Origin of the sequence: Kocuria sp. CPCC 205235, assembly GCF_040980905.1 — a bacterium.
Taxonomy (GTDB): domain Bacteria; phylum Actinomycetota; class Actinomycetes; order Actinomycetales; family Micrococcaceae; genus Kocuria; species Kocuria carniphila.
Window position 1 is genome coordinate 69,854 of sequence record NZ_JAVKPR010000012.1, and the last position, 20,995, is coordinate 90,848.

General features: G+C 64.9%; 12 protein-coding genes and 1 riboswitch. Of the genes, 5 read left to right on the top strand and 7 right to left on the bottom strand.

The window, feature by feature from the left end; genetic code table 11:
• Window positions 1-216 precede the first annotated feature (216 nt).
• Complete coding sequence (locus RF638_RS09960) at window positions 217-1,863, top strand: substrate-binding domain-containing protein (RefSeq protein WP_368841937.1); 1,647 nt, start codon at window positions 217-219, stop codon at window positions 1,861-1,863.
• Window positions 1,864-1,962: 99 nt separating this feature from the next.
• Here the strand turns inward: RF638_RS09960 and purH are convergent, their stop codons facing one another.
• From purH to RF638_RS09975, 3 genes are all read right to left on the bottom strand, one after another.
• The gene (gene purH / locus RF638_RS09965; protein ID WP_368841938.1) at window positions 1,963-3,573 is read right to left on the bottom strand and encodes a bifunctional phosphoribosylaminoimidazolecarboxamide formyltransferase/IMP cyclohydrolase; all 1,611 of its coding nucleotides are present in this window, start codon (window positions 3,571-3,573) and stop codon (window positions 1,963-1,965) included.
• A 50-nt stretch (window positions 3,574-3,623) separates the two neighbouring features.
• Window positions 3,624-4,217: a phosphoribosylglycinamide formyltransferase gene (purN, locus tag RF638_RS09970; protein WP_095797002.1), complete on the bottom strand. Its 594-nt coding sequence runs from the start codon at window positions 4,215-4,217 to the stop codon at window positions 3,624-3,626.
• A gap of 444 nt (window positions 4,218-4,661) precedes the next feature.
• The gene (locus RF638_RS09975) at window positions 4,662-6,641 is read right to left on the bottom strand and encodes a DUF6350 family protein (protein WP_368841939.1); all 1,980 of its coding nucleotides are present in this window, start codon (window positions 6,639-6,641) and stop codon (window positions 4,662-4,664) included.
• 102 nt (window positions 6,642-6,743) lie between these two features.
• On the opposite strand from RF638_RS09975, the gene RF638_RS09980 reads away from it, so the two are divergent.
• A complete protein-coding gene (locus tag RF638_RS09980; RefSeq protein ID WP_259917401.1) occupies window positions 6,744-7,898 on the top strand; it encodes a glycosyltransferase family 1 protein in 1,155 nt (384 codons plus the stop codon).
• Window positions 7,899-7,994: 96 nt separating this feature from the next.
• Window positions 7,995-8,136, top strand: a riboswitch (SAM riboswitch).
• Between the two features lie 20 nt (window positions 8,137-8,156).
• The gene (locus RF638_RS09985) at window positions 8,157-8,453 is read left to right on the top strand and encodes a hypothetical protein (RefSeq protein ID WP_095796899.1); all 297 of its coding nucleotides are present in this window, start codon (window positions 8,157-8,159) and stop codon (window positions 8,451-8,453) included.
• 60 nt (window positions 8,454-8,513) lie between these two features.
• Here the strand turns inward: RF638_RS09985 and RF638_RS09990 are convergent, their stop codons facing one another.
• The 4 genes from RF638_RS09990 to RF638_RS10005 all read right to left on the bottom strand — a co-directional run bounded on the left by RF638_RS09990 (window position 8,514) and on the right by RF638_RS10005 (window position 17,119).
• Window positions 8,514-10,103, bottom strand: a complete 1,590-nt coding sequence (locus RF638_RS09990) for a GMC family oxidoreductase (protein ID WP_254049269.1) — start codon at window positions 10,101-10,103, stop codon at window positions 8,514-8,516.
• Window positions 10,104-10,155: 52 nt separating this feature from the next.
• The gene (locus RF638_RS09995; protein ID WP_368841940.1) at window positions 10,156-11,649 is read right to left on the bottom strand and encodes an aldehyde dehydrogenase family protein; all 1,494 of its coding nucleotides are present in this window, start codon (window positions 11,647-11,649) and stop codon (window positions 10,156-10,158) included.
• The gene (betT, locus tag RF638_RS10000; RefSeq protein WP_095796902.1) at window positions 11,646-13,808 is read right to left on the bottom strand and encodes a choline BCCT transporter BetT; all 2,163 of its coding nucleotides are present in this window, start codon (window positions 13,806-13,808) and stop codon (window positions 11,646-11,648) included. Before betT ends, RF638_RS09995 begins: the two co-directional genes overlap by 4 nt.
• A gap of 173 nt (window positions 13,809-13,981) precedes the next feature.
• On the bottom strand, window positions 13,982-17,119 hold the full coding sequence (locus RF638_RS10005) for a hypothetical protein (protein WP_368841942.1): 3,138 nt from the start codon (window positions 17,117-17,119) through the stop codon (window positions 13,982-13,984).
• A 151-nt stretch (window positions 17,120-17,270) separates the two neighbouring features.
• Here RF638_RS10005 and RF638_RS10010 point away from each other — a divergent pair, with 151 nt between their 5' ends.
• Window positions 17,271-20,264, top strand: coding sequence for a DEAD/DEAH box helicase (locus RF638_RS10010; RefSeq protein ID WP_368841944.1), 2,994 nt, complete (start codon window positions 17,271-17,273; stop codon window positions 20,262-20,264).
• Window positions 20,265-20,420: 156 nt separating this feature from the next.
• Window positions 20,421-20,966 (top strand): hypothetical protein, encoded by a 546-nt coding sequence (locus RF638_RS10015; RefSeq protein WP_368841945.1) that lies wholly within the window; start codon window positions 20,421-20,423, stop codon window positions 20,964-20,966.
• Window positions 20,967-20,995: the final 29 nt, after the last annotated feature.

Sequence of the window (20,995 nt, forward strand, 5' to 3'; positions counted from 1 at the left end):
ACCGCGGCGAACGGTCCGCCCAAGACCACCCTCCCCGGCTGAACACCCCGCGGGTGCTCAGCTTCAAAGGTAGCCAACGCCCGAACACCATCCACTCGGAGAACTGTCCACACTTTGGTGGTCACTTGTTACCCAACTAGGACACAAAGCTTCCTGCATGACGCGCACAGGCAATAATCGATGGGGTTGTCGTATCAATGGGCCGAGGGGGACAGCATGAACGTCCAGAGCACTCGCCGTGCTCGGCGCGACGCCGAACGCACCCGTCGTAGTGGCCGCACCGCCGTGGCCGGTGGGTTGGCGATTCTGCTCCTGGGTGGCATGGGCCTGGGCTTCGTGGTCTTCGACACCGCTCAACAGTCCACGAGTCCCACCGTGCCGGTCGAATGCGACAGTAGCCAGCGTGTACCGGTCGTCACGGACCAGAGCATGGCGCAGATCCTGCGGGACAAGCCCGTGGACCCGGAATCGTGCATCGTCCTGGACACCACTGAGCAGAGCGAGAATCCCGACAGCCACACCGAACCCCACCAGGACATGTCGGCTGGGTTATGGATCCCGTCCTCGAGTGCCGTTTTCCCCACCACCTCGGAAACCAATCGATTCACGGTCCACACCGAATCCTTGGCGACGTCTTCACCGGTCGTCGTGGCCCCCGAGCACACCAGGGACTTCACCACCTGGACGGACGTCATTGCCGACAACTCGGTCGTGATGGGCAATCCCTTGAATGACAGTGCGGCGCACGCGGCTACACGTTCCGCCGTGGCCGAGGTGCAGAACAATACGGTCTCCAAGCAGCAGTTGAACCGTGCCATGATCGCTCGCACCGTATCTGGTGAATCCGGCCACTCCACCTCGAACGAGATTGATCTGCTCGAGGCGTCCGTAAGCCAATCCCGTAACGTGGTGGTGTCCGAAAAGGGGTTCCTGGACTTCGTCGAGACACATCCACAGGGTGATCAGGTGCGAGCGCTGGTTCCCGACTCGGGTGCGTGGTTGCTCGACTACCCCCTACTGGTTCCTTCGGAAGCCGCGCGTCGCAATGAAACGATTGCCCAGGCGGCCCAGGAGATCGCCACGTACCTGGGCTCGGAGCGTGGGAGAGAGGTCTTGTCGGAGCACCACCTGCGCGGAGTCGACGGGCGCCGGCTACCGGACGCACGTTCGGCTGCGTCCTCCCATCGACTACAGGTGGAGGACGACGTGCCGTGGCAGCGGTTGATGACCACGTGGTCCCGGCAGACGTCTCCCCACAACGCGTTGTACGTGCTGGATGCCTCGGAGAGCATGGGGCGCGAGAACCCGGACGCCGACCGTTCGTATTGGCGCACCGCGGTGGATTCCACGGTAATTCGAACGCGGTTCATCCCCACCCGGGATTCGGTCGGTTTGTGGACCTCCCCGGCCGCCGACGGCGCGGACAAGCCCTACCAGCAGCTGGTCCCGATCCGTCGCATGGACGAGTACGTGCACGGATCCCCGCAACGACAAATGATCCAGGACGCTCTGGCCGGCGCCGACTTCACGAAGGACTCCGACTCCGGGCTGTATCCCACCGCCCTGGCGGCGTTCCGGGAGGTGCAGAAGAACTTCCGCGACGGAGCGGTGAACACCGTGGTGCTCATCAGTGACGGTACGGACACGCGCGGGGATGCAGAGGACCTCAACGAGTTGGTCCGCACACTCAAACAGGAACAGGACCGGGAGAAGCCCGTCTACATCGTGACGCTGGCCATTACCGACGGTGAGCCTCCGCAGGACCTGAAGGAGATTTCGGAGGCCACGGGTGGCACATCCCATGCTGGTGGTTCGCTGCAGGACATTCAGGAACGGTACCTGCATACCCTCTCGGTCTTCTAGTCCCGAGGCCGATCGACGCCGAGGGCGCGGCACCCGGATCGGGTGCCGCGCCCTCGGTCCGTCAGAGCCCGTTCCTGGGCTCTACTACCGTGAATCGGCTCAGTGGAAGAAGTGCCGCGCTCCGGTGAAGTACATGGTCACACCGGCAGCCTGGGCGGCTGCGACCACCTCTTCGTCGCGGATCGAACCACCCGGCTGCACCACGGCACGCACACCGGCGTCCAACAACACCTGCAGCCCGTCCGCGAACGGGAAGAACGCGTCCGACGCCGCCACGGCACCTCGGGCGCGCTGGGCACCGTCCTCGGCGAGCGAGTCGGCGCGTTCCACGGCGAGCTTGCAGGAATCCACGCGGTTGACCTGGCCCATGCCGATCCCAACGGACGCGCCGTCATGGGCGAGCAGGATGGCGTTGGACTTCACCGCGCGCAGCGAGCGCCACGCGAATTCGAGGTCCGCCAGAGTCTCCTCGTCCGCCGCTTCTCCGGCGGCCAGGGTCCAGTTCGCTGGGTCGTCACCGGGTGCGTCCAGGCGGTCGGCCTGCTGGAACAGTGCCCCTCCGGACACGGCACGGTATTCAAGCGGATCGCGACCGAAACCTTCGGGAAGTTCGAGCAAACGAATGTTCTTCTTGGCCTGCAGGATCTCCAGCGCGGCCGGCTCGAAGCTCGGGGCCACAACGACTTCCGTGAAAATGCCCTTGAGGGTCTCGGCCATTGCGGCGCTCACGGGGCGGTTGGCAGCGACCACGCCGCCGTACGCGGACAGCGGGTCACACGCGTGCGCCTTGCGGTGGGCGTCAGCAATGGGATCCGTGGCCCCGGGGGACGCAACGGCCACGCCGCACGGGTTGTTGTGCTTGACCACGGCCACGGCGGGCTTGTCGTAGTCGTAGGCAGCGCGCAGGGCGGCGTCTGCGTCGACAAAGTTGTTGTAGGACATGGCCTTGCCGTGAAGCTGCTCGGCCTGTGCGATACCCGGCGAAGCGGCGTCGTCGACGTACAGTGCGGCCTTCTGGTGGGGGTTCTCGCCGTAGCGCAGGGACTCTGCGCGCTGGAACGCGAGACCGGCATAGGGCGGCCAGAAGTTCGCGGTGGAATCCGATTCGAACTGCTGGGCGGTCCAGGTGGCCAGCGCGGTGTCGTAGGCGGCGGTGTGCGCGAACGCGGTGGCCGCGAGCTTCTGACGCGCGGCGAGGTCGTAGCCACCGCCCTGCGCCGCATTGATCACATCCGGGTAACTCGCGGGATCCACGACCACGGACACTGCGGCGTGGTTCTTGGCCGCCGCGCGCACCATGGAAGGACCACCGATGTCGATCTGCTCAACCACGTCGTCCTGGGCAGCGCCGGAACGCACGGTGTCCACGAACGGGTAGAGGTTCACGACCACCAGGTCGAAAGGCTCGATCTCGAGCTCCGACAACTGGTCGGTGTGCTCCTGCTTGCGGCGATCGGCAAGGATGCCGGCATGCACACGCGGGTGCAGGGTCTTGACGCGGCCGTCCAGGCATTCCTGGAAACCGGTGACCTCGGAAACCTCAGTGACGGGCACACCCGCCTGGGAGATCCGCTGGGCCGTGGAACCGGTCGAGACGATACTCACCCCGGCCTCGTGCAGGCCGCGCGCCAATTCCTCCAGACCGGTCTTGTCGTACACGGAGATCAATGCGCGTTTGAGGGGTACACGGTCCAGCTGAATCGAATTCACAAAAACTCCAGGAGAGGTTGGGGTGGATGGCGCCGACGCCACGAGAAAGTCTACGACTGCTCCTCGATGGGCAGATCAAAGTTAACTTCACGGCTCAGCGCCGCAAGGGCGTTGACGAGGAGTCCGCGTTCGGCGGACTTGATGCGTTCGTGCAGGCTCTCCTCGGTGTCCTCGGACTGCACCGGCACGGCCACCTGGGCCAGGATAGGACCGGCATCCACGTCCGCCACGACCTCGTGCACGGTGGCACCGGTGACTTTCACGCCGAAGTTCATGGCGTCCCGCACGGCATGGGCGCCCGGGAACGAAGGCAGCAACGAGGGGTGGGTGTTGATGATTCTGCCGGCAAAGCGCTCCACCAGTTGGGCGTCCACGATGCGCATGAATCCGGCGAACACCACACGGTCAGGGTTGTAGTTGGCGATGGCTCGTTCCAGGCTCCGATTCCACTGCTCGCGCTCCGGGTAATTCGCCAGCGGAACCAGGAACGTGTCGATCCCGGCGGCCTCCGCGCGCTCCAGGCCGACGCACGGTTTGTCCGCGCCGACCGCGACGATGTCCACGTCCACGTCGCCCTTGTGGAGCGCATCGATGATTGCCTGCAAATTTGTCCCGGAACCGGAAACCATGACCACGAGTCGCATACCGATCATGCTAACGATTTTCCGCGGTCCGCCCCGACCGGGTCGCTGCCTTACAGTGGAGATCATGCAGGATTCCGAAAGCCCAGACACAGCACACGCGTCCTCCCGTTTGAGGCTTTCCGGTCTGGCAGCGGCGCTCGCGTTGCTGTCCTCCGCACTCGTCACCGGCCACGTGTGGTCCACGGCCGTGGGAGTGATCATGGCACTGGCGGGCGTGGTGCTGGGCATCGTGGCCCTGAGTACGTCCCGCAAGGTCACCTCGCGGTTCTTCATCACGTTCCTGGCCATTCTGGCCATTGTGTGGGGCGCGTTCAATGCTTTCGGAGGAGGCGCGCGGCTCGCCGTGTGGCCGGCCTCGCAGGTGTACCAAGAGTGCGTGGATTCGGCCCTGACGCTCTCGTCAACGAGTCACTGTCAGCGACAACTCACGGACAATATCTGGAATCACCTTTCCGGATCGGAGTTGGAGACCGGTCCCGCGGAATCGTCGCCGGCCGCCACGCCGTCCGAGTCGCCGGCAACCACGGAGCCCCCCGCGCCGTCCGGATCACGGGAGTCCACCGACGCCCCGTCGACCACGGCCACGCCGTCACCGTCCGTCACGGCCGAGTCTGCGTCGCCCGCCTCCTGAGCGGTCACCGCGGTCGACCCGTTCGCGCCCCAGGGAGCAGTCTGGTTCCGATCGACGACGCCGCTCGGCCCGGTCGCTGGGTCCGTCCCGTCCGCCACGGCTCGTGACCGATGCTCCGCCCGCGATGCGGGCTGTGCACCTGCGTGGTGCTCAGCCGGTGATCGCACCGGATCCTGCGCCGACTGATCGTCCGCTCCGGGAACTGCCAGCCGGACGGCCTTGCGTTTCGCTGATTTCTTGGCAGCCCGCTTCTCCCGAGCTTCCGCCTTCTTGGCCTGCTTGGCCTGTGCCTTCGCGGCCCGTTTGGCGTCTCGTGCGGATCCCGTTGCTTCTCCGTCGAGGCCTTCCGGGCCCTCCGTTTCCGTATCGCTGGCGGATGAATCCTCCAGGGAACTGTTCCAGGGGTTCTTCCGGTAACCCTCGCGTTCGAGCCACGGCCCCAGGACGTACCCGATGGCACCACCGGCGGTGATCTCGGCGCCGGTCCACAAGAACACGTGCCAGGGATCGGGGCCGATGTCCGTGAGCCTTCCCAGGCCCAATGACCCGTGAGACAGCCACGCCAACATCGCCACAAGACCCGCGCCGATCGCCGCAATGAACGCCACCGTCAGCAGCGTGGACAGGATGAACGTGAACCATCGCATGGGCAAGCGGATGGCCATCCAGTCGTCCAGGTGGTTCTCACCTTCGCGCAGGAACCACCAACCCGCGAGCACACCGGCCAGGACCGGCAGCACCACCACGGCCGACGCGTAGCTCCACGGATCGCCCTCCGGTAGGGCTGCAAACGGCGGGAACTGCGGTAGCGCACCCAGTGAGTTCGCGAAGGGTGAGGTGAGTGTCCCCTCCCCCACGGAGAAACCCGCGCCGCTGGCCCACGCCGCAGCCCACACGACCATGTTCGGCAGGTACCCGAACTGCAGGGCGCTCAGAGCGGTATCCCCGGCCGCGCCCGTACCCAGTTCCTGATAGACGGCGATGATGCCGTCCCAGTTCCACACCAGCGCCAGCACGGTGAGCAACGCTGCGGCCGCTATGACAGCCACCGCGGACAGGAAACCGGCACGGACGACGGCCCACACGTAGGAACCGGCCCAGCGTGAATACTGGCTGGTGCGCTGGATCCATGATGCGGCGTCGGCGCCCAAGACGGCGGCCAAGGAACGCGAGACGCTCCACCCGCCCACCAGGGTGCCCAGACCGGCCGGGATCAACGGGAACAGCGCGCCCGCCAGCACGCTCGCGGAGACGTGTTCCGTGCTGCTCACCAGGGCCACCAACGCCCCGACGAGCGCGTACGTGATCATCCCGGCAAAGAATGGTTTGAGGAACTGCCCCCGCCAACACGCGCGCGCGATTCGGCGACCCGCAATGACCGCGAGCCCGAACGGAATCAGCGTGAGCCCCAAGGGCACCAAGGTGAGAGTGCCGCCGCCGGTGGACACGTCGATGCCCTGGATGGCCGCCATGGTCAACGGCGTGCAATGGGCCACCAACCACACCTGACCCGCGAGTTGAAGGCCGCCCAGGACGCCCAAGGAATCAAAACCACCAGCCAGCCAGACGGCTGCCATCAGCAACCCCGTGAGCAGCAAGCTGATGGCGGCCACCGCCAGGAGTTCAATGACTCCCTGCAGCCACAAGGGCATGGGGAACCCGTCCTCCGGGCCCCTCCGGTTGGAGTCGGCCGATGGCGATGTGGCGGGCGAGCTCTCGGGGTCACCGTGGCGGTTGCGTTGCAGCCGCTCGCGCGCCCTGGACAGGGTGTTGGAAAAGGTGGGGAAGTTCATCACCTCCATCTTTCCACGTCCCCACCGGAGTTGGCCCAGACTTCACCGACAGGTCACCCTAGCGTGAAGAACCGGTGACCCGCGACGGCCACAGTATTAATTGTGAGAATCGCAGTGGTTGCCGAACAGTTCCTCCCCCACATCAACGGCGTGACGCATTCCGTGGTTCGAGTCCTGGAGTACCTCCGGGCCCAGGGTCACGAAGCCATGGTCATCGCACCGACCTACGAAAAACTCGGAGCCCTGGGCTCCGTGGACTCCATGGACGGGATCAGAGTTCAACGCATCGCGTCCATCCCCCTCGCCGGGTACCCCGACGTCCGGGTCGCCAGCTGCACGGTGGCACGCATGCAGCGCATCCTGACCCGCTTCCAACCAGACGTCGTGCACGTGGCCTCCCCCTTCGTCCTGGGCTGGCAGGCCATCCAGGCCGCCAAGAATCTGGGCTTACCGTGCGTCTCCATTTACCAGACCGACGTTCCCGGATACGCGGCCCGCTACGGTGCCCCGGTCCTGGAGAACGTGCTGTGGAGCCACGTGCGAAACATGCACAACAGTTCGACTGTGACCTTGGCGCCGTCCACGGCGTCCATCTCGTCGCTGCATGAACACGGTGTGCAACGCGTGCGCATGTGGCGACGCGGCGTGGACACCCGCCGCTTCAACCCGGCTCGGCGCGATCACGAATGGCGCGAACGGGTGGGCGGCGGCCGGAAGCTCGTGGGTTACGTGGGGCGCTTGGCTCCCGAAAAGCAGGTGCAGGATCTCGTGGTCCTGGATTCGCTGCCCGATACCCGACTGGTGATCGTGGGCTCGGGGCCGGAGAAGGAGAAGCTCCGCATGCTGCTCCCCAATGCGTACTTCGTGGGTTTCCTGGACGGTGACGAATTGGCCACCGCCATGGCCTCCCTGGACGTGTTCGTGCACCCCGGTGAACACGAGACGTTCTGCCAGACAATCCAGGAAGCCATGGCCAGCGCCGTACCCGTCGTGGCCGTGGGCCGCGGCGGGCCCGTGGACCTGGTTGATTCGTCCCGCAACGGCTGGCTCTACAAGCCCGGTGACACCGAGATGCTCCGCGATCGCGTGCTGGATCTCGTGGGTGACAACGCCAAACGCGCCGCCTTCTCCCGCACCGCCTACACCACCGTGCAGACTCGCACGTGGAACGCCGTGTGTGACCAGCTCATGGAGCACTATGCACAAGCCCGCACCGTGGCATCTCGTGCGCGCAGGTTGTCCACAACCGCGCCGTGATCCGTGGTGCACGATCCATTCGTAGATTAACTTTTGGTGACGTTATGAGACACCCTCTGGTTTGTCATGCGCCCAACCCGCTACGCTCTAATCCAGCTTCACGAGATGCGCTCTGGAAATCGGGGTAAAACCCGAGATCCTGCTGGGCTCCAACCCGGCGCACGCCAACCCTTGGTTCAGGGGTGGTTTGGATGACGAAGCGGCTGTGGCGCAACCGCGGGCGCAGCAAGAACCTCACTGTACGAAAGCACAATACTGATGAAGAACATTCAACAACTACGCACAAAGACCGAGTCCCCTCGAGAACAATGGGTTGACGTCACCGTCGACATCGACCCCGACCACCACATGGTGCGTCTCATGGAGTCCAATGGGGACATCCACGAATACATGAGCAGCAACGTTCGCGCCCTGGCCCACGCAGCCGCCCACAACCGCGGCCGCGCCCAATGGTGCGAGAAGTACCAGCAGCTACTCGTTCCCGGAGCATCAAACGTCTCCGGTGGCATTCCGTTCTACAAACTGGAACCGAAACCGGTGGCGCTCAGCGCCTGATCAGGACCGCATGAATGAAGCCCGGCACTGGTGCCGGGCTTCATTCATGTCATGGTGCCGCTACTTGTCCGAGGGCGACTCCTGCTCCTGGGCAATCAGCTCAGCGGCGCGCTCACCAATCATGTAGACCGTGATGTTGGGGTTCACGGTGACCAGTTCCGGCATCACCGAAGCATCAGCCACGCGCAGGCCGCTCACGCCCTTGACCCGCAACTGCGGATCCAGCGGAGAATCCTGATCCTCGACCGGCCCCATGCGGCACGAACCCGCGGGGTGGTACACGGTGTTGTGGGTGCGCTTGATGTAGTCGGCGATCTCCTCGTCCGTCTGCACATCCTGACCCGGGAACAGCTCCTGACCGGCCCATTCCGAGAGCCCGGACTGCGAGACGATTTCACGGGCCTTGCGGATACCCGCGGTCATGATCCGTAGGTCGTAACCCTCCGGGTCGGTGAAGTACCGGGGATCCACGCGGGGCTTGTCCCGGTAGTCACGCGTGCGCAGCCGCACGGTGCCGCGGGAACGAGCGTGGGTCACGTTGGGGGTCAGGCAGAACGCGTTGTCCGCCGTGGCGTACCCGTGGCGGTAGGTGTGCATGTCGAAGTTCACGCTGCCGTAGTGCATCATCAGGTCCGGGCGGTCCAATCCGTCGTCCACCTGGGCGAACAGGCCGATCTCCCACCACTGGGTGGAGTCCTCGACCATGGGCTGCTTGGCCTCCCACTGGATCACGGCCTCCGGGTGATCCTGCAGGTGCGAGCCCACGCCCGGGGAGTCCACCAGCACGTCCACGCCCACCTCGGTGAGGTGCTCGGCCGGACCGATTCCCGAGAGCATGAGCAGCTTGGGCGTGTCGATCGCACCGGCGGAGACGACGACCTCGCGGTTGGCCGAGATCACGTGCGCACGACCGAAAGCGTTGTCCGTGACCTCCACGCCGGTGGCTCGCTGGTTCTCGTCGACCACGATTCGTTTGGCCTGGGTGCCGGTCAGGATCGTGAGGTTTTCACGGTCCCGGATCGGGTGCAGGTAGCTCACCGAGGACGAGGAGCGGGTTCCGTCCTCGCGCGCGTTGATCTGGAAGAAGTTCGCGCCCTGGGTCACCGTTTTGCCGGTGTTGAAGTCAGCGCGCGGAATCCCGGCCTGTTCGGCGGCGTCGAGAACCGCCACGCCGCAGGGATCCACGGCGGGGACCTGGCGCAGCCGCACGGGCCCGTCGTGGCCGTGGTGGGATCCGGGGTCCTCATTGTTCTCGAGTTTCTTGTACAACCGGAAGGCCGTCTCCGCGTTCCAGCCCTCGGCCCCGAACTTGGACTCCCATTCGTCCATGTCCTCGGCGGGTGCCCAGAAGGCGATGCACGAGTTGTGCGACGAGCAACCGCCCAGCACCTTGGCGCGGGCCAGGCGCATGTACGAGTTGCCGTTCTCCTGCGGTTCGATCTGGTAATCCCAGTCGTAGCCGGATTCGAGCAGTTCCATCCAGCGGTCGAGCGTCAGGACTTCCGGCACGTTCTCATCGTGGGCGCCGGCTTCGAGCAGGGCCACGCTCACGTTCGGGTTCTCGCTCAGGCGCGCCGCGATCACGGCGCCGGCGGAGCCCGCTCCGACAACAACGTAATCGTAGGTAGCCACGTTTTCAGTAGTGGTCACAGTTTCTCCCATCGGTCGTTCTTCGGTGCTCGGTGAGGTCCAGTCGGGCCGCTCAGTGCTCGGCGAACCAGCCGGTCACCGCGGGGCGGGTGTTCTGGTAGATGTGTTTGGTCTCCTGGTACTCGGCCAGTCCGTGGAAGCCCAGTTCGCGGCCCACACCGGACTGCTTCATGCCGCCCCACTCCGCCTGGGGCAGGTACGGACCGAAGTCGTTGATCCACACGGTTCCGTGGCGCAGTTTGCCGGCCACGCGCTGAGCGCGGCCCGCATCCTGGGTCCACACGGCTCCGGCCAGGCCGTAGTTGGTGTCGTTGGCGATCTCGATGGCTTCTTCCTCGGTACGGAAGGTTTCCACCGTCACGGTGGGGCCGAAGGCCTCGTCGTACACGCAGTCCATCTCGCTCGTGCACTGGTCGATCACGGTGGGCAGGTAGAACACGCCCTTGCCGAGGTCTAGCGATCCGTCCGCCGAAGGTCCTTCCGCGAACTGGCCACCGCAGCGCACCCGAGCGCCCTGCTCGCGGGCCCGCTCCACGTAGGCGTGCACCTTGTCACGGTGGGCCTCGGAGATCAGCGCGCCGGTCTCGGCCTTCTCGTCGAACGGCCCGCCCAGCTGAATCTGTTCGGCTCGGCGCACCAGATCGGTCACGAACTTCTCCGCGATAGATTCCTCAATCACCAGTCGCGCCCCGGCGGAGCACACCTGGCCGGAGTGGATGAACGCGCCGTTGAGCGCGTTGTCCAGCGCGGCGTCGTACTCGGCGTCCGCGAAGATCACGTTGGGGTTCTTGCCGCCCAGCTCCAGAGCCACGTTCTTGACCGTCGACGCCGCTTCGGCCGCGATCACGCGACCGGTCACCAGGCCGCCGGTGAAGGACACCAGATCCACGCGAGGATCGCTGGAGAGCGGAGCACCCGCCTGCGCGCCCGCGCCCAACACCAGGTTGCCCACGCCGGCGGGCAGCCCGAGGTCCTCGAGCACCTGCATCATGAGGATCGCGGTGTGCGGAGTCAGTTCGGCGGGCTTGAGCACAAAGGTGTTGCCGGCGGCCAGCGCCGGTGCGATCTTCCACGCGGCCTGCAGCAGCGGGTAGTTCCACGGGGTGATCATGCCGCACACACCCACGGGTTCGTGAACGATTCGGCTGACCACGTCGGGATCACCGGCATCGACGATGCGGCCGGCATCCGCCGCTGCAATCTTGCCGAAGTACTCGAAGCAGTTCGCGATGTCGGACATGTCCTGGCGGGACTCGTCGATTCGCTTGCCCGTGTCCTTGGACTCCGCCAGGGAGAACTCTTCGGAACGATCGCGCAGGGTGGCCGCCACCCGCAACAGGAAGCTTCCGCGTTCCGGAGCCGGCACGCTCGCCCAGCGCTCGTCGTCCGCGGCGGCCCGGGCCGCGGCAATCGCGCGCTCGGTGTCCTCACTCGTGGCCTCGGCGACCACGGCCACCTCGGTGCCGTCAGCGGGGCAGGTGATGGTGCGAGTGCCACCGTCGATCGCGGGGACCCACTGTCCGTCGATGTACAGGGTGTTGCTCATCGTGTTTCCTCCTTGGGTTCAGAGAAGTCTTCGCTCCAGGTAATGGTCTCACTAGTGGTCAGACCAATCTGGGTGCTTCCGGGGTGTTCATGGTTGAGCCGGATGAATTCGAGGTGGCGTTCGTAACCGTCCAGGGCGTCGTTGATGAGCTGCTCCGGGGTGTATCCCAGCACGTCGTAGCCCAGTGAACCGGTCGCGGTGAACACTTCCAGTCGGTAGTACAGGTCCGAATCGGGGTTGGTTCGGAAGCCGCCGAAGCCGGGCGTGGGGAACGCCACGGGATACACCTGGTACGTGAAATCACGCTCGGGTTCCAGATTCACGTGCATGCAGACTTGGTCGACCGAGGGATTGTCCGGGATCTGCGTGCATTCGACCGTGACCTCCGCGCCGGTCTCCCGGATTTCGGCGGCCAAGGTCTTCAAGGCGGGCGCCGCGACGTCGTGGATGTAGCGTTGCGCGGTGCGACCGCCCGGATAGTTGCCCAGCCTGGTGAGTCGCGAGCGCCAGTGCGTCTCGCGGCCGGTGCGGCCAGCCACTGCGGATCGACTGGCCGCCGCGGACGACGCCGATCGGCTGGCTTCCACGCGCAAGGCCCGCCACAGTCCGATCATGATCAAATACATCACCACGGAGAACGGCAGCCCCATGATCAGGGTTGCGTTCTGCAACGTGGTGACGCCACCCACCAACAGCATGGCCAGGGTGAGCACGCCGGTGCCGACCGCCCAGAACACGCGCAGCCACTTGGGGCCGTCCTGGTTCGGGTCGTCGATCTTGGAGGTGAAATTACTCATGACCAGCGCGCCGGAGTCGGCGGAGGTCACGTAGAACAACAGACCGGTGAACGTCGCGATGGAGGCCGCGATCGTTGCGCCGGGGTACTCGGCAAGCAGCGAATAGAAGGCTCGCTCGGGGGTGCTCATGGCCACCTCACCGAATACGGCGTCGCCCCCGACCACCAGGTCCAGCGCGGAGTTACCGAAGATCGAGATCCACAGCAGGATGAACGCGAACGGGACCGTCATGGTGCCGACCACGAACTGGCGCAGGGTACGGCCGCGGGAGATGCGCGCCAGGAACAAACCGACGAACGGCGCCCACGCGATCCACCAGGCCCAGAAGAACAGGGTCCAACCGCTCAGCCATTCCTGGGGCGCCTCGAACGCGAAGGTGTTCAGTGTCATGTCCGGGAAGCGCGCCAAGAAGTCGCCGATGTTCATGACAATGGCGTCCAGCAGGAACGCCGTACGGCCCGCGATCAACACGTACAGCATGAGCCCGATGGCCAGGATGATGTTCAGCTCGGACAACCGGCGAATGCCCTTGTCCACGCCGGACACGCACGAGGCCACCGCCATGAGCACGCCCAAGGCGATCAGGGCTGCTTGCACCGCGAGGTTCTCGGGGACCCCGAACAGATACTGCAGGCCGAAGTTCAGCTGCACCACACCGATACCCAGGGAGGTGGCCACGCCGAAAATGGTGCCCAGCAGCGCGGCGGTGTCCACGGCGTCGCCGGCGAGACCGTGAATGCGTTTGCCGATCAGCGGGTATAGAGCCGAGCGGATGCTCAGCGGCATACCGAACCGGTAGGCGAAGTAGCCGAAAGCCATGCCCATCAGCGCGTACATGGCCCAACCGGTGATGCCGTAGTGGAACAGGGTCCACACCACGGCCTGCCGTGCGGCCTCCAGGTTCTGCCCGTCGCCCACAGGTGGGGCGTAGTACTGGCTGACCGGTTCGGACACGGAGAAGAACATGAGGTCCACGCCGATACCCGCCGCGAACAGCATGGCCGTCCACGTGAACATGTTGAACTGCGGTTTCGCGTGGTCAGGGCCCATCTTGATGTTGCCCTGTTTGCTCACGGCCACGATCACCACGAACACGATGACCAGGGTTGCGGTGAGGATGTAGAACCAGCCGAGGTATTTGGCCACCCACGCCACGACACCACCGATCACGGTGTCGGCCTGCTCGGGGGCCAGCATGGCCCACGCGGACAGCGCAATGATCAGCACGCCAGAGGCGATCAGGACGCGCCAGTTGACGGGAATCTTGTCTCGGTGGTGAGGAGGGGCACCAGGTGGAGTATCGGTGAGCTCGGTCGCGGAGGAGCCGGAATTTGCTGAGGGCATGGTCGAGGAATCACTCATAGTTATGTTCGCAAGTGTGGGCCGGACGTGGAACGACCCGGATCGAGGCGTCTTGTTACTACTCAGTATCAGGTGACAGCTGCCACTACTCTAAGCGAATTCGAAACGGAAAGCGCCGCCCGGACGGGCATTTCTACCCGGCCGAGCGGCGCAATCATCCTCCGTGGTTTGGGCTAGGCCAGCAGCTTGGCCACCAGGGCGCTCGCGAATTCGTCGGAGATGTCCCCGTAGTTCAGGGAGAAGTCCTCGTCCACCTTGGTCGGCAGCAAACCCGAGCACAGCACCGCAGCGCGGGCGTAGAGTCCGGGCAGTTCGGCGCCAATCGGCACCGACAGCAACTGCAGCTCGGAGTCGTGGCTGACCAAAGGTGTCCCGCAATCACGCGCGGCCAGGTGCTTACCCAGAGCCGACGAGACCGGACGCGCGTGGCCCGAAGCGACGTCGGCCTCGGTGCGGTAGGCGTAGCGGGTGCGGTGGTGGTGATTGATGCGGAACAATCCCGCCTGGTTGCGGTCCTCCGTGGCCTGCCACGTGGCATCCTCGGGCACGAAGTGCTCTGCCACGCCGTTGTACTGCATCTCGATCAGCGGCAGGGAATCCACCACCGAGGACAGCGGGGGCAGGGTGTCGAGCATGATGGGTCCGGCCTCGTAGACCACGTCGCACATACCCTCGGGGAGGTTGTCCCGCAGGGCATCCAGGTCCACGTCCTGCAGCAGCGTGGTCGCGTGGTCCTCCGGCGAGAGCACCACGACCTCGGCACCGAGGGCCTCAGCCGCCACAGTAACGGTTTCTTCCTGCTCTGCGCGCCACCCGCCGGTGAGCAGAACGGAGCCGTCCACCAACTGGGTCAGCGCGGGCGAACACACCTGCCAACGGCGCACCGTCCAGTTGCCGTCGCGGATGACCTCCAGGAATCCCAGGGCCTGCAGGTGGCCCACGAACCATTCCTCGAACCGCTCGGAATCCTCGGACTGACGGGCGATGATCGACAGACTGCCCCGCTTGCCACCACCCAAGAACGTCAGGGCGTCCTTGAGAGGCGCCCACGACTCGGGATAGTCGCTGTAATCGGGGCCGATGAACTGCAGCGATTCCACCGAACCGGTCTGACCCACGGCGGAGAGCTTGGTGAGTCGACCGGGATAGCGCTTGGTCAACCCGCAGTGGCGGCAGCGGCCGAAAATCCACGGTGCCTTTGCCTTGGGGTCCATGGGCGGCAGAATCACCTTGTGCTTGCCGGTGATCAGACAGGACGCGCCCTCCGGGGCGGGCAGCTCGTTACTGCGCTCGGGGAACATGAGTCCCTCGGCAGAATGCCAACCCGCAACCTCCGGGACCTCGACGTTCAGCGACTCGGGATCCAGTTCAACGGAGTCCATGTTGTCGAAAGAACCCTGCACGTACTCGTCCGGCAGTTCGTCCAACGTGGTGGCCGTGACGGGCCACAAGGGCTCCTGCGCCACGTGCACCATTTCGCCCTCGTAACCCAGTGAGCGCTGGGTGATGTAGAAGGAGCTGTCACGGACCCGGAATTCCAGTCGCTGTTTCACCGTGCGACCGGCCTTGAGAACCAGCGTGTAATCGTTGGGCTTAAGCGTCTTGTTGTCCCGCATCAGGTCCGAGCCCTCCAGGCTCACCTGGAACGGTGGCACCCTGGGCGCGGAGAGCTTGGTGGACATCAGCTTGAACGAGTGGGGGTTGCGCCATTCGCATTCCAACGACAACGGGGCGTCCGAATCTGAGGTCACCGTGATCTGCGGCGGGCGCAGCGCCGAGAACCGGTCCACGTCACCCGGGATTCGCAGGCCACCGGACAGTGTTACGGCCGGCACCAGTCGGGGGACGAGCCCCGAGAAGTTGTCGTTGACCGTGAGCATGGGATCACCGGCGCGCAGCACCTGAACGTCGTCGAACAGGACCCAGTCCTCCGGCAGACCGTTCTCGCCGGGACCGACGATGCGGTAATCCGGGGACGCCGAGTCGTCCAGGATCGCCGTGATCTGCTCAACCCACTCGGGCTTGTTCTGCACCATGATGCGGCTGGGCCACGCCGCGGGAATGTGGTCCACCGAGATGAACGTGTCCGAATAAGCGTCCTTGGCGAACACCACGACCGGCCGCGGGTTACGGGTGATGGCGGTATCCCCGTTGCTGAGCTCAAGCTCACCGGAGAGCAGTGTTTCGCTGGACATCCGCGAGTTGTACGCGGAAATCCCCAGGTAGGCGTCCCCGATGTAGGACAGGAACATGGTGCGGGGTCCGGCCTCGGTGGCCAGCTCGACCTCACGCCCGGAGATCAGACGCTTGGGCACCACGAATCCGAGTTCGAAGATCGGGTTGCCAACGTAGTCCGTGCCGTCCGTCATCGACAGGCTGACGCTACGTGGGCCCAGGTGACGAGACGCTCGCCGTTCGGTGGCAACCGCGATGGTGGCGTCGTCGTCGCGGGAAGATTCCCACGCACCCAACTGGGCGAGCGCGACCTGCAGGCCTGCGTCGCGGGTGAGCGGGTTGGACCAGATCCGGCGCATCCCCTTGGACACGTCCGTGTCCGCGATGTCGAGCCAAAAGTCTACGTAGATGCCCAGCTCCTGCGCGCTCATTCCCTGCGCCGTGGTCAGTTCGAGGTCCTCGAACATGCGGTGCAGCTGACGCAGCTCGGCCTCGCCGAACATCGTCTGCGACAGTGCGAGACCCACCGGGCGGTGGTTCACGGCGTACGCGGAGGGCAGACCGACCTGACCGTCGAACAGTTCCAGCCAGTAACGCAGGGCGTCCCAGTACATCTCGGAATCCTTGCGGACGGCCGTTTCGAGTGCCTTCGCGTTGTCCTGACCGGCCTGCAAAAGCACGGCCAACGGTAGGTAGAACGCCGACACCGACTTGTTTCCCGTGCGCGCGGCCAGCGCGGACATGTGTCGTCCGGCCAGCGAGAACAGGGCCAGCAGGGCCACCACGGGCGGCGGGCCGATCCTGTTGAGATCGTTGAGCTGACGCCGCGATGCGCGGTACCAGGCTTCCGTTAGCTTGTTGAACGCGTCGAACATGGAACGGCGAGATCCGTCGGCCACCAGCAATGGTGTGACGGAATCGGCCATCGCCCGCAATGCGGAGGGCCCGTCCAAGCCGAATTCCGCGCCGATCTTCTCGAGGGTTTTGTCGTCCAGGTCCAAGTGGACCAGTTCACCGGATGCCTGTGTGCCAAAGAAAGCCCTGGCCACAGCGTCGTTCCAGCGTAGATACTCAACTTCTTGGGGTCCCGATGCAATGGCGTGGTCTCCCGTGTGGAGCCCGGCGGCGTCTGCCACAAATCCTCCGTCTGCGCCCTACGGCGCCGTGAAAATAAATCAGGTTCGTCTTGATTATAGGTTTCCGACGCCGCTGCGGGACGCCCGTGTGACAGTCGCCCTCACCACACGTGGACTTTGCGTGTCGCCCGAGGGCGGTACGGTAATTGGCATGGATGGTGACGTACATTTCGCGAGCGCTCGGCCCACTGGGCTCACAACCGACTGGCGTAGCGAACTGTCCCGCATTGTCCCCGGCTCCGACCACGATCGCGTGGTGACGGACCCGGAGAACGGCCCCTCGGTCGCGCTGGAACTGAACCTGTCCCGTGTCCAACACCGCGGCCCTCGGGCCTGGCAGCAGGACCAGAACGCCGTGCCGGTCACCCTGACCGCCCGGCCGGTGCTGCGCGGCCAACGCTCCGGATGGATCCACACCGGCATCGACTGGGGGAATCTGGCCAACCACGCCAGGTCGGGGCGGCTCAGCGAGGACCAGCTCGACTGGTTCGAGGAACTGCGAGCGCTCTCCGAATCCCACCGGGGTTCCTATGCCGTGGACCGCCATCAGTTGCACATGGAGCGCTACACCTCTCCCCTGCTGTGGCCCATTCTGAATCGGGCCGAGTCACTCGGCATTCCTCTCGTGTCCCAGGGCACCGGCCAACCGGTCCAGGTTGGCCCCGCCGGGCGGTTCGAGGTCAGCGTCAGCTCGGACGAGAACGGCGCCCTCAAGCTGTATCCGCACCTGGTCATGGGCGATAGCGAGGTCCCGTTGCACTGGACCCGGATCATCGGACAACCGGGGCACGGTTTGTTCTTCCCCGAGGCCCAGCCCCCCGAACTCGAGCTGGCGGACGACCTCAACCAGTTCCCGTTGCACATGGTCCCGCTGGCCACGCGCTTGAATCAACAGCAACGATCGTTCCTGGACCGCGCGGAAGAACTGACTATTCCACGGGACGGGGTGGACGAGTTCTTCGAACGGTACTTCCCGCGATTGCACCAGAGCATGGACGTCACCGCCAAGGACCGTTCCCTCGAATTACCCCAGGTGGCCGACCCGGAAATGGTGTTGACCGTCCACCACGACGACCTCACCGAGCGTGTGGAGTGGGAGTGGGAGTATCAGAAGGGGCGCGAACGGATCCGGTTGCCGTTCCGACCGCTGAATCCGCTCGCTGACGAACCCGTGAACCGCGAGTCCCGCTGGGAGTCCTCGGTGGTGCAAGCCGTGCACAGGAGGATCCCGGACCTGGACTTCAAGCGCAGCTCCTATGCCGCTGCGGATGCACTGCGCTTCATCCGGGTGTGGCTCCCCCTGCTGCGTAAGGTCCCGGACCTGCGCATCGAGGAGAGTGGCGGGCTCCCCGCGTACCAGGAAGTGACCCGCGCGCCGGAAATCACCGTGTCCACCGCACCCACGGAACACCGTGACTGGTTCGGACTGGGCGTCACCATCAAGGTGGGCGAACACTACGTACCGTTTTCGGACATCTTCCAGGCCCTGGACGTGGGCCAAGACGTCATGCTCATGCCTGACGGTTCCTACTTCCCGTTGGACCGCCCCGAATTCTTGCGACTCAAACAGCTCATCGCCGAGGCCCGCTCGCTCCAGGAGGACAAGAACGCGCCGCTGTCGCTGAACCGGTACCAGGCCGGGTTGTGGGAACAGTTCGAGGACATCGCCACCGACACCCAGCAGGCCGACCAGTGGCGCACCGGCGTGCGAGCACTGGCGAACCTGCAGGAGATCCCCGCGCCCGCGAAGCCCGAGTCGCTGCAGGCCAACCTCCGCCCGTACCAGTACGAGGGTTACCGCTGGCTGAGTTTCCTGTGGGATCACTCCCTGGGCGGCATCCTGGCGGACGACATGGGCCTGGGTAAGACCGTCCAGACGATTGCCGCGATCCTCCGAGCTCGCGAGCTGGACCCCGAGCTACCACCTTTCCTCGTGGTGGCGCCCACGTCCGTGGTGGCCAACTGGACGTCCGAGCTGAAGCGATTCGCGCCGTCTTTGACCATCGAGACCATGAACTCCACGCGCCAGCACTTGCCCGAGACGGCCAGCGGCGCTCACGTTGTGCTTACCTCCTACACTCTGCTCCGGCTGGAGGCCGATCTCTACCAGTCCCTCCCCTGGGCCGGCGTGATCATGGATGAGGCCCAGTTCGTCAAGAATCCGCGCACCAAGGCCTACCGGGCGGTCAAAGATCTCTCCGCCCGGTTCAAACTGGCCATCACCGGCACCCCCATGGAGAACAACCTCTCCGAGTTGTGGTCCCTGTTCTCCCTGACGGCTCCGGGCCTGTTCCCGTCCAAGAAGAAGTTCACGGAGCACTATCAGACGCCCATTGAACGCGCACAGGACCCCGATGTTCTGTCACGGCTGCGCTCGAGAATTCGACCGTTCATGCTCCGCCGCACCAAGGACGACGTCGACCTGCAGCTTCCCCCCAAGCTCGAGCACACCCAGCACGTGGGTCTGAATCAAGCTCACCGCACCGCCTACGACCGGCGCCTGCAGCGGGAGCGGGCCAAGATTCTGGGTCTGCTGCAGAACTTCGACCGGAACCGGTTCACGATCTTCCAGTCGCTGACCACGCTGCGCATGCTCGCGCTGGACCCCGCCCTCGTGGATCCGGAGTCCACGGCGTCCTCATCCAAACTCGACGCACTGTTCGAACAGCTACCCCAGATCGTGGCCGAGGGCCACCGCCCGCTGGTGTTCAGCCAGTTCACGAGCTTCCTGAAACTGGTTGCCGCGCGATTGGACGAGGCCAAGATCCCGTACAGCTACCTGGACGGTTCCACGCGGGATCGCGCGGGAGCACTCGACAAGTTCCGCAGTGGCCGAGCGCCCGTGTTCCTGGTGAGCCTGAAGGCCGGTGGCTTCGGTATCAACCTAACCGAGGCCGACTATTGCTACCTGTTGGATCCGTGGTGGAACCCCGCCACGGAGAACCAGGCCGTGGACCGAACGCACCGCATCGGACAGTCCAAGAAGGTCATGGTGTACCGGATGGTGGCTGAGAACACCATTGAGGAAAAGGTCATGGAACTCAAGCAGCGCAAGGCCGATCTGTTCGCCGCGGTGCTCGACGACGACCGCGCGTTCTCCTCCGCCATCACCGCCAACGACATTCGTTCTCTCCTGTCACCCTGATTCGTGCGCGGGCAGTGGAGTCATAATCGCGCGGGGTATCGACCGGGCACACGTGGATAGTTACCGTAAGCATCAGCAGCACACCTTGCTGCGAATGATCCTCAAGGATTGTTCTCCCTGATCGGCCGCCGTTTTCTTGCGTTCGGAGTGAAATTCATGTGCCCCACCGTCAACCCGGAGACGCCAGTCCCCGTGGGCCGTCACAGACTCGAGCGGGCCGGCATCGGTGTGGTTGACATCACGGAACCATGCCATTCGGCCGCCGAGTGGGAGAAACTCCAGGCGCTGTTCGCCGGAGCCATTGTCGACCTCCTGTGGAACGATTTCCTCGTCCTCGAATACGACGGCGCCCCCGCTGGTTCTGACACGCCGGCCGCCTGGGTCCGCACCGGCCCAGGCGGCGCCGAATGCGCCGTCAGCTCGGCGCACCAGCTACCGCCGGAGGAGTGGCCCCACCGCACCGAATACTTCGAGAACGCCGGCTGGAACCTTCCGTTGGCCCCGGATCAGCCGTGGACTTCTGGACCGCACGAACCCGAAGAGGCCGCCCACCGCGTATTGACCGCGCTGCGCGACGGTCGCTCGTGCGACGATCCGTACGCCTTCCACTGGGGTACGGGCAGCTTCCCCGTCCCCGAGGGGCGCACCGGCACGTTGACCGTGATCGATCCTGAGCAGTGCCCCACCGACACTGATATGTAATTCAGATTAAGTCACGCAGCATTCATATT